The sequence below is a fragment of the Sphingomonas sorbitolis genome (assembly GCF_036663875.1).
Classification (GTDB): Bacteria; Pseudomonadota; Alphaproteobacteria; order Sphingomonadales; family Sphingomonadaceae; genus Sphingomonas.
In genome coordinates this window covers 154,741-167,039 of record NZ_JAXOJS010000003.1, presented here as the reverse complement: position 1 = coordinate 167,039, position 12,299 = coordinate 154,741, and the positions used below count along the sequence as shown (strand labels likewise).

The 12,299-nt window shown below is 67.2% G+C and carries 9 protein-coding genes; 7 read left to right on the top strand and 2 right to left on the bottom strand.

Annotation, left to right across the window (positions count from 1 at the left end):
• Positions 1-68: 68 nt before the first annotated feature.
• The 3 genes from U1763_RS10010 to U1763_RS10000 all read left to right on the top strand — a co-directional run bounded on the left by U1763_RS10010 (position 69) and on the right by U1763_RS10000 (position 3,897).
• Entirely contained in the window at positions 69-1,280 is a 1,212-nt protein-coding gene (locus U1763_RS10010) for a TIGR04063 family PEP-CTERM/XrtA system glycosyltransferase (RefSeq protein ID WP_332755105.1), read from the top strand.
• Positions 1,277-2,095, top strand: coding sequence for a hypothetical protein (locus tag U1763_RS10005; RefSeq protein WP_332755104.1), 819 nt, complete (start codon positions 1,277-1,279; stop codon positions 2,093-2,095). The genes U1763_RS10010 and U1763_RS10005 overlap by 4 nt, the downstream gene beginning before the upstream one ends.
• A 233-nt stretch (positions 2,096-2,328) precedes the next feature.
• Positions 2,329-3,897, top strand: coding sequence for a spinster family MFS transporter (locus U1763_RS10000; protein WP_332755103.1), 1,569 nt, complete (start codon positions 2,329-2,331; stop codon positions 3,895-3,897).
• Positions 3,898-4,227: 330 nt separating this feature from the next.
• Here the strand turns inward: U1763_RS10000 and U1763_RS09995 are convergent, their stop codons facing one another.
• A complete protein-coding gene (locus U1763_RS09995; protein WP_332755102.1) occupies positions 4,228-4,764 on the bottom strand; it encodes a superoxide dismutase family protein in 537 nt (178 codons plus the stop codon).
• 438 nt (positions 4,765-5,202) lie between these two features.
• Between U1763_RS09995 and U1763_RS09990 the strand changes: the two genes are divergently transcribed.
• Both U1763_RS09990 and U1763_RS09985 read left to right on the top strand, forming a co-directional pair.
• Complete coding sequence (locus tag U1763_RS09990; protein WP_332755402.1) at positions 5,203-6,834, top strand: inorganic phosphate transporter; 1,632 nt, start codon at positions 5,203-5,205, stop codon at positions 6,832-6,834.
• A 266-nt stretch (positions 6,835-7,100) separates the two neighbouring features.
• Positions 7,101-7,955, top strand: coding sequence for a glycosyltransferase family protein (locus U1763_RS09985; protein WP_332755101.1), 855 nt, complete (start codon positions 7,101-7,103; stop codon positions 7,953-7,955).
• On the opposite strand, the gene U1763_RS09980 is transcribed toward U1763_RS09985, so the two are convergent.
• Complete coding sequence (locus tag U1763_RS09980) at positions 7,871-9,103, bottom strand: glycosyltransferase family 4 protein (RefSeq protein WP_332755100.1); 1,233 nt, start codon at positions 9,101-9,103, stop codon at positions 7,871-7,873. The genes U1763_RS09985 and U1763_RS09980 overlap by 85 nt on opposite strands.
• 141 nt (positions 9,104-9,244) lie before the next feature.
• Between U1763_RS09980 and U1763_RS09975 the strand changes: the two genes are divergently transcribed.
• Positions 9,245-11,347: an HAD-IIB family hydrolase gene (locus U1763_RS09975; protein ID WP_332755099.1), complete on the top strand. Its 2,103-nt coding sequence runs from the start codon at positions 9,245-9,247 to the stop codon at positions 11,345-11,347.
• A complete protein-coding gene (locus U1763_RS09970) occupies positions 11,344-12,201 on the top strand; it encodes a glycosyltransferase family 2 protein (protein ID WP_332755098.1) in 858 nt (285 codons plus the stop codon). The genes U1763_RS09975 and U1763_RS09970 overlap by 4 nt, the downstream gene beginning before the upstream one ends.
• Positions 12,202-12,299: the final 98 nt, after the last annotated feature.

Below are 12,299 nucleotides of genomic sequence, written 5' to 3'. Positions count from 1 at the left end.
GCGAGATTCGTGCGTAGCCATAGTCAGTTGACGCGCCGTTAAGCGATCTGTGGCAGACGACGTCGACGATGCGTATCCTTCATATCCTCGATCACGGCCTGCCGCTGCAAAGTGGCTACACGTTCCGCACCCGGGCGATCCTCAAGGCGCAGGAGGGGCTGGGGTGGACCGTCGCAGCCGTTACCGGCCCGCGGCACGGCGTGGCACCAGCGTCGGTGGAGTCGGTCGACGGGCTGACCTTTCACCGCACCGCGGCGGGGGTGAAGCCGGGTCCGGTCGGCGAGGTCGTCGGGATCGCGGCGTTCGCAAAGCGGATCGAGGCGGCGGTCGATGCCTTCAAGCCCGACATCCTCCACGCGCATTCGCCGGTGATCGATGCGCTCGCCGCGCTGATCGTCGCACGCAAGCGGAAGCTGCCCTTGGTGTACGAGATCCGCGCGTTCTGGGAGGATGCGGCAGTCGGCAACGGGACGGGGACCGCGACGTCGCTGCGCTACCGTGCGACGCGGGCGCTGGAGACCTGGGCGGTGCGGCGGGCAGATGCGGTGGCGGTGATCTGCGAAGGCCTGCGCAGCGATCTGGTCGCGCGGGGGATCGCGGCGGAGAAGATCACGGTGTCGCCCAATGGCGTCGATCTCGAGCTGTTCGGGACGGCGCCGCCGCGCGACGATGCATTGGGAGCAGAATTGGGGCTCGACGGCGCGGACGTCGTTGGGTTCATCGGCAGCTTCTACGATTACGAGGGGCTCGACGACCTGATCGCGGCGATGCCGGCTTTGGTAGCTATGCGCCCCAAGGCACGGCTTTTGATGGTCGGTGGCGGACCGATGGAGGCGGCGTTGCGCGCGCAGGCCGACGCATCGCCGGTGGCGGACGCAATCCGCTTCGTCGGGCGCGTGCCGCACCAGGAGGTCGAGCGTTATTACGGGCTCGTCGATATCCTCGCCTATCCGCGCAAACGGATGCGGTTGACCGATCTGGTCACGCCGTTGAAGCCGCTCGAGGCGATGGCCCAGGGGCGGCTGGTGGCGGCATCGGATGTCGGCGGGCACCGTGAACTGATCCGCGACGGGGAGACGGGGACGTTGTTCCCGCCCGATGATCCGGCGGCGATCGCGACCGCGCTGGCGGGCATGTTCGTGGATCGAACGGGTTGGGACGAGCGGCGCGCGCGGGGTCGCGCGTTCGTTAAGGATGAACGTAACTGGTCGTCAAACATTCGGCGCTATGATCCTCTTTATGGACGGCTGATCGCGGCCGCCGCACGGGAAAAACGATGATCGCGCTTGGCCGCCAACCCCTTATCCGCGCGCTGCCGCTTTACGGCGCGGTGGCCGGTGGGCTGCTCGCCGCTATCGGCGTGCTGGTGATCTCGAGCGACACGCTGGAGACTCTGGTGTGGACCACCGGCGTGGCCGCACTGGTGCCGGCCGCCGCGCCGCCGCTCGGGATGGTCGCGCGCGTCCTCCTGGCGCTCGGCAGCGGGCTGCTGGTCGGCGCGTTGCTGTGGTCGTCGCTGTTCCTGCTGTTCGGGCCGGGCGGGTTTCTCATCCAACGTGCGTCGCGCGAAGATGGCGTGCCTGTGGTGCGCCGCGCCGACGCGCATCCCGACGCGCCACCGCGTAAACCCATGTCGGCAGCGGATCTGGGCACGCCGATGATGGAACTGGGGATCGGTGCCAACGGCGCGCGTGACGAGCGGACGATACCGGCCGATCTCGACCTGCCGCTCGCCGCGTTCGATCCGAAGGCGATCCTGCCGGTGCCGATGGAGCCGGTGCGCCCGGTCGCCCCGCTTGCGCAGCCGATGGTCGCGCCGGTGGTGGAGATGCCGCGTTCGGCCGAACCGGCGACGTTCGTGACCGCGCCTGCGCCCAAGCCGGTCGAGCGGCCGGTCGAAATTGCGTTGGAGCAGGATGCTCCCGAACCGGTGTACGAAGCGGCGCCCGAACCCATGCCCGAGATGATCGCGCCGACCCCGATTGCGCGACCCGGTCGCCCGCCCGCCGAGCCGACCACACCGCCGACGATCGAGGCACTGCTCCTGCGGATCGAACAGGGCGCGCTGAAGCGGGGGCGTATCGGCTCGCACTAGGGTGTGACCGTCCAATCCTCCCCCGCCAGGGGGAGGTGTCGCCGAAGGTGACGGAGGGGGAGGGTACGGAGCAGATGTTTCGCTTGCCTCCCCCTCCGTCTGGCAAGAGCCGGCCACCTCCCCCTGGCGGGGGAGGATTGTTTGGGGCGCTGCCGTACCCGACCCAATCGAAACCGCTGTTTCTCTCTGATTCCCTCTGATACCCATAGCTCGAAAAACATCGAGGAGGGATCATGGCGGGTGCGCAAACCATCGGGGACGATCCGGAAAAAGGCGCGTCGCGCTACGCCTGGTACGTGCTGTCGATCCTGTTTCTCGTCTACGTCCTGAACTTCGTCGACCGGCAGATCATCTCGATCCTGGCGGAGGACATCAAGCGCGACCTGGGGTTGAAGGACCAGGATCTCGGCTTCCTGTATGGCACTGCGTTCGGCGTGTTCTATTCGCTGTTCGGCATCCCGCTCGGGCGGCTGGCGGACAATTGGCACCGCGTGCGGCTGATGACGATCGGGCTGTCGCTGTGGTCGGTGATGACCGCGCTGTCGGGATTTTCGAAGACCGGCGGGGACCTCGCAGCGGCACGGATCGGCGTGGGGATCGGCGAGGCGACGGCCAGTCCGTCCGCCTATTCAATCATCTCCGACTATTTCCCGAAGCGGCTGCGCGCGACCGCGCTGTCGATCTATTCCGCCGGGCTGTACGTGGGCGGCGGCTGTTCGTTGTTCATCGGCGGGCTGATCGTGCAGGGCTGGAACAAGGCGTATCCCGGTGGCGGACCGCTCGGCCTGGTCGGCTGGCAGGCGGCGTTCATGGCGGTCGGCGTGCCGGGGCTGTTGCTCGCGGTCTGGATCGCGACCTTGAAGGAGCCGATCCGCGGCCTCGTCGAGGGCCTGCCCGAGCCGGAGAAGCATCCCGCGCCGTTCCGCGCGTTCGGTGCCGAGCTGGTGACGATCGTGCCGCCGCTGACGCTGATCGGCGCGGCGATGGGCGGTGCTCGGGCGCTCGGGTATAACCTCGTCGCGTTGGCGGTGGTGGTCGCGGCGGTGTCGGGGCTGGTCGCGGCGGGCGAGCCGTGGCCGCAATGGGTGGCGATCGGGATCGGTGTTTACGCGGTGTTCTCGTGGGCGTCGGCGCTGAAGCGGCGCGATCCGCCGACCTTCGCGCTGATCGTCGGGACGCCGGCATTCCTGTGCACTGTGGTAGCGTATGGGCTAAACGCGTTCCTCAGCTATGCCGCGAGTTTCTGGGCGGCGCCCTATGCATTGCGGGAGCTTGGTGCGACGCCGTCGTCGGCGGGGTTCATGATTGGCAGCCTCGGCGCGACCGCGGGGTTTCTGGGGCTGACGATCGGTGGAGTGGTGTCGGATCGGCTGCGGCGCGGCAATCCGGCGGGGCGACTTTGGGTGGTGATCTTCGGCGCGGTGGTGCCGGTGCCGTTCCTGGTGCTCGCCTTCACCGCGTCGTCGCCGACCGCGTTCTATACCGGAATATTCCTGGCGCAGTTGACCGCGTCGTGCGCGCTGGGGGCTGCGGCGGCGACGACGCAGGATATGGTGTTGCCGCGGATGCGCGGGACGGCGACGGCGACGTTCTTTATCGGGACGACGCTGATCGGGCTGGCGCTCGGGCCGTATATGGCGGGGCGGGTGTCAACGCTAACCGGGAGCCTGTCGATCGGGATGCTGTCGTTGCTGGTGGTGACGCCGATTACGTTGGCGTGCGCGATTGCGGCGTATCGGTTGGCGCCGCGCGCCGAGGCTACGCGGGAGGAAAGGGCGCGGGCGGCGGGGGAGGTGGTCTGAGCTTTGCGATCCTCCCCCGCCAGTGGGAGGTGGCGCCGCAGGTGACGGAGGGGGAGGACACGCAACAGAGGTTTCCCTTTCCTCCCCCTCCGTCTGGCAAGGGCCAGCCACCTCCCCCTGGCGGGGGAGGATCGCGCGGTTTGGAGGTGCGTGGCTTTCCGTTCGTGCTGAGCGAAGTCGAAGCACCTGCGCGCGGGGCTAACCCTTCGACTTCGCTCAGGGCGAACGGGGAGGGGACAGGTTGGTGCGCGGGACCTGTGCTTCGATACGCGCCCTCGATACGCTTCTGCGAAGCTACTCGGTCGCTACTCGGCACGAACGGGAAGGGTGTTACCCCGCCTGGAACACCCCGCAGGCGATCCGTCCGCCGCTGTTGCCGGCCGGATCGGTCATCAGATCGTCCGGCCCCGCATGGACCACGAACGCCGAGCCGTCCGTATCCATCAGCCCCGCCATCGTCGCGCCGGGGATGGTGATGCCGATCGTGCCGCGACCATCGGTGCCGATGATCAAGTTGGGCAGATCGCCTTCGTGCGGCCCCTGCGGATTCATGCTGCCGTGCTTCATGCCGGTCGGGTTCCAGTGGCCGCCCGCGGTCGTGAAGTCGGGGGCGTCGCAGCGGCCGACCATGTGGATGTGCGCGCCGTGCGTGCCGGGGGGCATCGCCTTGGCGTCGAGCGTAAATCGGAGGCCGCCCGCGACTTCGGTGGCGGTGGCGCGGCCGACGTCGGTGCCGGTCGCGGTCTGGAGCATGGCGGTGGCGCGCTGGCCGCCCGCAACCGGCGTGCCGGTGTCCATGCCGCTCTTATCGCAGGCGCTCAGGCCCATCGTCGCCGCGCCGAGCAGTGCCAGTGTCGCAATCCGCATGTCGTCTCTCCCTGTTGATCTCTTGGCGAACCCTTCGCCGTCGCTCAGGTTCCACCCCCGGTTATCGTGCGCCGCGCGCGCGACGGGGTCGTCCAGCGCGCCGGCGTGACCGGGATGATCTTCGTACAGCATGAGAACGCATGACGGGAAGGGCGCGCTAGAGAGTGCGGCACGGGCAGCACCATCGCAAAGCCGACCCCGGCCGATTGGGATGTGTAGCAGGCAGCCGCGCGGTTCGGGCGGAATGGCCCGTAGCTGAACGTCGCTAACCTCTTACTCCGCCAGGCGAATGCAGCGACCTCCCCTGCGGGATACACCCGCGCCGATCCGTCCCAAATCAGGCCCCGCCGTCGCTTGATCTACATCTGTCATAAGATTGTCATCGTAAGAGCCGACTGCACCCCCATGGCTACCTCCACATTCGCACCCGACACGCTGATGGCTGATTCGAGCGCTGCATCGGCGCCGCGCACTGGTCCCAAGCTCGATCATTCGCTGCACCCGGCGGGGCGGTGGATCTTCCTGGCCGTACTGATCGGCGGGCTTGCCTATGCCGGGTTCAGCATCGCGTTCGATACAGCTCAGGTCGGCGAGAGCCTGGCGGGCGGGGCGTTCGCGTTCCTCGCGCTCGCGCTGCTGATCGCGCTCGGGTTCGAGTTCGTGAACGGCTTCCACGACACCGCCAACGCGGTCGCCACCGTGATCTACACGCATTCGATGCCCGCGCCGCTCGCGGTCGTGTGGTCGGGGTTCTTCAACTTCCTCGGCGTGATGCTGTCGTCGGGCGCGGTGGCGTATTCGATCGTCACGCTGCTGCCGGTCGACCTGATCCTCAACGTCGGCAGCGTCGGCGGGTTCGCGATGATCTTCGCGCTGCTGCTCGCGGCGATCGTGTGGAACCTCGCGACCTGGGCGGTCGGGCTGCCTAATTCGTCGAGCCATGCGCTGATCGGCTCGATTCTCGGCGTTGGCCTCGCCAATCAGCTCATGAACGGCGGCGCGGACGGGACGTCGGGCGTCGACATGGCGCAGGTCTGGAAAGTGCTCTCCGCGCTCGCGTTCAGCCCGATCGTCGGGTTCGTCGGCGCGCTGTTGCTGCTGCTCGTGATGAAGCGCTTCCTCCGCGACAAGGCGCTGTACGAGGCGCCCGAGGGCCAGACGCCGCCGCCGCGCGGGATCCGGGCGCTGCTGATCGGCACGTGCACCGCGGTCAGTTTCGCGCATGGCAGCAACGATGGGCAGAAGGGGATGGGGCTGATCATGCTCATCCTGATCGGCTGCGCGCCGACCGCCTATGCGCTCAACCGGACGATGCCCGAGAGCGCGACGCCGGCGTTCGTCCAGACCGCGCAGGCGGCGTCGGCGGCCTACCGCGCGCATGCCGATGGCGCACCGACCGATGTGGGCGCGGCGCGCGCGCAGGTCACGCAGGCGCTGAAGAGCAAGCATGTCGCCGACCCGGTCGTCTATGGCGCGCTGGCAACGTTGTCGGACGACGTGTCGAGCCGGATCGCGGGCTATGGTTCTCTCGGCAAAGTGCCCGCCGCGGCGACGCCGAACCTGCGCAACGACATGTATCTGGTGCTCGACACGACCAAGCTGATCGCCGCCGACAAGGCAGCGCAGGGTCGGTTTACCGCGCAGGAGATCACCACGCTAAAGAGCTATGATAGCGGGCTTGAGCAGGGCACGCGTTATATCCCGACCTGGGTGAAGGTGACCGTCGCGCTGGCGCTGGGCCTGGGCACGATGGTCGGGTGGAAGCGGATCGTCGTGACGGTGGGCGAGCGGATCGGCAAGACGCATCTGACCTATGGGATGGGCGCATCGGCCGAGCTGGTTGCGGCGTCGACGATCCTGCTGGCGGTGAACTTCGGGATGCCGGTGTCGACCACGCATATCCTGTCGTCCGGCGTTGCGGGTGCGAGCGTTGCCAATGGCGCCGGGCTGCAGCGGCGCACGGTGATGAACATGGCGCTGGCGTGGGTGATGACGCTGCCGGTGGCGATGCTGCTGTCGGGGGGGCTGTACTGGCTGCTGCTGACGCTGGCGCATACGCTGGGGTATTGAAACTACTCCCGTCATCCTGACGAAAGTCAGGATCCAGAGCCAAGCAAGGCAGCGCCCGTTACCCTGGATCCTGACTTTCGTCAGGATGACGGCGGTAAGTTAGGACGGACCGGGTGCCCGGTGCCGGCGAGCGGCACGGGAACCCCTAGCCCGGCCTAAGGGTTGCCGGACCCATGCGATTGCGATGCTCGATCTGTGGCAATTGGGACTGGCTCCCGCGTGAGGACTGGTCCGAGTGTAGCCACTGCCGCCTGATGGTGCGCGACGTGAGCGAGGTCGGCGAAGTGGCCCGCGACATCGTCGCCCGGCTCGAAAGCGGTGTCGTCGATCTGGAGCGCGAGCCTGCCGAGCGCTGGACGCTCGACCCCGCGGGATTGCGCAACGCGGCATGGCGGTTCGGGTTCGAGGTAGAACCGACCGCCGTCGCGCCAAACGCAGTCCGCTTCCCGCACGACTACCGGCCTGCCCAGGCGGAGGCGGTCCCTGCGCAGACCGTGTCGCACGCCGTTGGCCTCGGCATCATCGCGCGTGCCGCCGCCACCGCCGATCTCGTCGACATCGCAACACACTATCGCAGCGCGTTTGGCCGGATCGTCGTCCTCCTCGACGCTACAGCAGACGCGGCGCGCGAACTTGCTGCAGGGCTTCCGTGGATCGAGGTCGCCCACCACCCGCTCGACGGCGATTTTGCTGCCCAGCGCTATCGGCTCCAAGACATGACGCAGACCCGCTGGGTGTTGCAGATCGACACCGACGAACGCCCCGACGCTGCCTTGCTCGATGCGCTCGGCTGGCTGGTCGCGGCGGCGGATCGCGATGGGCTGCGTTCGCTGGGACTACCACGCCGCAACCTCGTCGACGGCGTGCAGTCCGCGTCCTACCCGGACATCCAGTACCGCCTCAACCGCAGCGACATCCGCTTTGCCGGACGCGTCCATGAGCGCCCGGTCGTACCGTTCGTCGAAAGTTCGCTGGCGCTGGCCGGTGCGCTCGACCACCGGCTCGATGGCGAGCGGGTGCGCGAGCGGACGCGGATCTACGAAGCGATGTCGACTGGCGCGGGCAGGCCCGAGGACGAGGCGTTGCTGCTCGCCCCCTTCGATCCCGTGGCGGTGCGGTAGACCGCGGCCGTCTGCGCGGCGAGCGTGTCCCGCGTGAACATCCCTGCGGCCCTGCGGCTCGCAGCGGCATAATGCGCGCGCAACACCGGGTCTTCGACCAGCCGCTGGATCTGCGTCGCGAGATCGTCCCCGGTGCAGGTCTTCGCCAGCAATCCGGCACCGCTTTCCCCAATGAACAGCCGCGCGCTTGGATCCTCCGCACAGGCGACGACGGGGCGGCCGAACATCATCGCCTCCTGATACACCAGCCCAAAGCTCTCGTACCGCGACGGCGCGACGATCACGTGTGCCGCCTCCATCAGATCATGCAGCATGGCCTCCTCGACGCGGTGGTGGCAGGTCAGCCGCGCGCGGGCCGACGCCGGGATCGCGCCGACGTCCTCCGCGCGTACGCCGACGATCGTCAGCCGGAAATCGCGCATCCCGGCATCCGCGCGGCGCGACAGGATACGCAACGCCATGATCAGCGCGTCGAACCCCTTGCGGTGCTCGTCGCGGCCGACGAACAGCAAGTCTATCGGTTCGCCGAGCGGGTAGGTCGCCGCAGAGCCGCGCGCGACGATCTCGGGCGGCAGGCTGAGGCCGATCACCGCGTGCCGCGCGCCTTCGCCGGGCGCCGCGACGCCGTACAGAGCCGCGATCTTATCGCCGTGAAGCTGCGTGTTCGAGATTAGAGCCTTGCTGAAGCGCGCGGCGATGCGTTCCGCCAGCATCGCGGCGCGGCGATCGAACCGGTCGCGAAGGCTCGTGACGGTTTCCGCCGAAGTTGCCGCCGGGGTGGAGTTGCGCGTCACCAGAGGTGCGGGGCCGGTAAGCGCGATCGCCAGACCGGGCGCGTACCAGTTGGTCGCCTCGACGATGTCGAACGGTGCGCGGCGGTGCTCGCGCGCAACCGCCCGGCGGAATATGAAAGGCGCCACGAGATGCCCGATCCCGGCGATCTTGCGCAGGCGCGCGGGCAGGGACCCTTCGCGCAAACCGCAGCCGAACACCGAAACCCGGCCGTCGCGGCTGTCTTCGCGCCTATCCATCGCAAATACTGTGACGTCATGACCCGCTTCTGCGAGTGACTGCGCAATCTCCCGCGCGGCGCGCGTAAGTCCGCTCTTTTCAGGGGGATACGCCCAGGTAAGTAGAGCAATCCTCACGATGCGTTGTCGCACGGCGACCGGCGTACCAAACAGAATGTATTAATCTGCGTCAATTCAAGGGTTTCGCGTTTCATCTGCCCGGAACTCGGCAACCCCGCGGGGGGTTCCTTGTGTGAATTCCAGATGAACGGGGGAAGGGTGTTCGTACTACATATCGCGTTACAGGGGTGTTTACGCGCAACCGACGTCGAATACGGACTCACCGCGGATACCGGCGGGCATATCCGCTATCTGCTCGATCTCGTCGCTGCCAGCGGTCGAAATCCGGCGATCGACCGGATGGAAATAGTCACCCGCGCCTTCCGGCACATGGCCTATGCCGAATGCTATGCCGAGCCGATCGAGACGATCGACGGCACCACGCGGATCGTCCGCCTGCCGACCGCATCGGATGCGTATCTGGTCAAGGAAGACCTGTGGACCGAGCATGACAGCCTGGTCGAGGCCCTGGTCGCGCATATCGCCACGCTCGACCGCACACCCGACGTCATGCACGCGCACTACGCCGATGCAGGGTTGGTCGCGGCGCGTGTCTCGGCGCGGACCGGCATTCCGTACGTGTTCACCGCGCACTCGCTGGGTCGGGTAAAGCTGGCCGCGTTCGATCGCGACTGTGCGGAGACTGCAGGGCTCGATCGCCGTATCGCGATCGAGGAAGAGGCGATCGCCGGCGCCGCCGCAATCATCGCCTCCTCGCGCGACGAGGCCGAGGTCCAGTACGCCGATTATGCTGCCTATGATCCCGGTCGGATTCGCGTATTCGCGCCCGGCAGCGACCTGAAACAGTTTGCCAACTGCCGCACCGACGCACGCGTCGACGCGTTGATCGACCGGTTCCTCGACGACCCTTCCAAGCCGGTGATCCTCGCGATCGCGCGACCGGTGACCAAGAAGAACCTTGCCGCGCTCGTTCACGCTTATGGCCGGTCGCCTGCCTTGCAGGCCGCGGCGAACCTCGTGATCCTGGCTGGCACGCGCGACGACAGCGCGACGCTCGAGCCCGAGATCCGCGACAATGTCGCCGAACTGCTCCAGCTGATCGACCGCTACGATCTGTACGGCAAGGTGGCCTACCCCAAGCACCACCGCCCCGACGATATCGCTGCAGTGTATGCGCATGCGCGGACCAGACGGGGCATCTTCGTCAATCCGGCGCTCAACGAACCGTTCGGGCTCACCTTGCTCGAAGCGGCGGCCAGCGGGCTGCCGGTGGTTGCGACCGACAGCGGTGGTCCGAACGACATCGTCGAGACGTGCGGCAACGGCATCCTCGTCGACCCGCGCTCGTCGACCGCGATCACCGATGCGATCGTCAAGATCCTCGACGATCCCGCGCTCTGGTCGCGCTATTCGGCGGCGGGATCGGTTGCGATCCGGGCGTATGACTGGGACCGCCACGTACAGCTTTACGTGGGCCTGCTCGAGGAGGTCGTCGGCGGCTCCGCGGTTCCGCTCGCTGAGAGCGACCCGGCGTTGTTGCTGGTTTCGGACATCGACGGGACGCTGATCGGTTGCGCGCAAGGCGTCGGCGATTTCGCAGCGTGGCATGCGGCGCAGACTGACGTTGCGTTCGCGATCGCCACCGGGCGCAGCTTTCACAGCGCGATGGCGGTGCTCGGCCAGCACGACGCGCCACGCCCCGAGATCCTGATTACGTCGGTCGGTTCGGAGATCTATTACCGGACGGTGCGCGGTGCGGTGTACGACCGCGACACCGAATGGGACGGGATCATCGCCGCCGGATGGGATCGCGACGCGGTTGCCGCGCTGATCGGCCAGCACGCCGGACTGACTCCGCAAAGCCCGCTAGAACAACGCCGGTTCAAGCTCAGCTATTTCGCTGATGGTGACATGGCGGCGGCCGAACGCGTGCGCGCGCTTTTGGCGGAACACGGCCATAGCTGTTCGATCATCCAGAGCCACGGCCGCTATCTCGACGTCCTGCCGCACGCTGCATCGAAGGGGACGGCGGTCGAGCATGTCCGCCGCCGCCTCGGCCTCGAACCGCGTCAGGTGATCGTCGCGGGCGACAGCGGCAACGATATCGAGATGCTGCGCTCGTCGCGCCACGCGATCATCGTCGGCAATTATTCGGATGGCCTCGCCACGCGCGCCGACCTCGCGCATGGCTATGTCGCGGTAGGCCATCATGCGCGCGGGGTGATCGAAGGCGTGGCGTATTTCCGCGCCGCGGCCGAACAGTCGGAGTCGCTCACCGCGGCACGGAAGCAGGCCTCGTGAGCGTCAGCGTCCTCACGCTCGTCCGCGGGCGTCGCGCGCATCTGGCGAACCTGATTGCCGGGTTGAACGCGTCGCGGCGCAAGCCCGACGAACTGGTGATCGCCTATATGCAGCCAGCGGCGCATATCGATCTACCCTCGACCGACTTTCCGATCCGGGAGGTGTTCGTATCAGGCGACGCGATGCCGCTTGCCGCGGCGCGCAATCGTGCGGCGGCGGCGGCATCAGGCAAGCAACTTATCTTTCTCGACGTCGATTGCGTGCCGTCTTCGACCCTGGTTGAACGCTATGTCGAGACGGGATCCGAGCCTGGCGGCATTCGGTTGGGAGAGGTTCTGTATCTCCCCGCTGGCGCGATCACGGACGGTATCGATTTCGTTGCGCTTGACCGGATCGGCAAGCGCCACCCCGACAAGCCGCCGATCGCTCTCGACGAGATTCGTCCGACACCGACGCATGGCGAACTCTGGGGCTTGTCGTTTGGGATTTCCACCGCGGACTGGACGCGAGCCGGGGGGATGGACGAACGCTATGTCGGCTATGGCGGGGAGGAGACGGACTTCGCCGCACGACTGGAGCGCGCGGGCGTCGGGATGTGGTGGGTTGGAGGCGCGCGCGCGTATCATCAGCACCACATCGTCCACACACCGGCCTATCAGCATTTCGACGCGATCATCCGCAATGCGCGGCTGTTCCGGGCGACATGGGGGCGGTGGTGCATGCAATATTGGCTCGGCCAGTTCGCCGAGAACGGTTTGATCGCGTGGGATGCGGATACGATCACGGTCTTGCGCCAGCCGAACGACGCGGAAATGATTGCGTCGAAGATGCCACCGGAGACGCTGTTCAGCTGAGGCTCGGTGCCTGCCCGACTTTACGCGTGTAGGTCGTGAATGCTCTTTCCGGACATCAGCCTATCCTGACTATGCCTGTTCTGTTCCCGCTAGGCCTC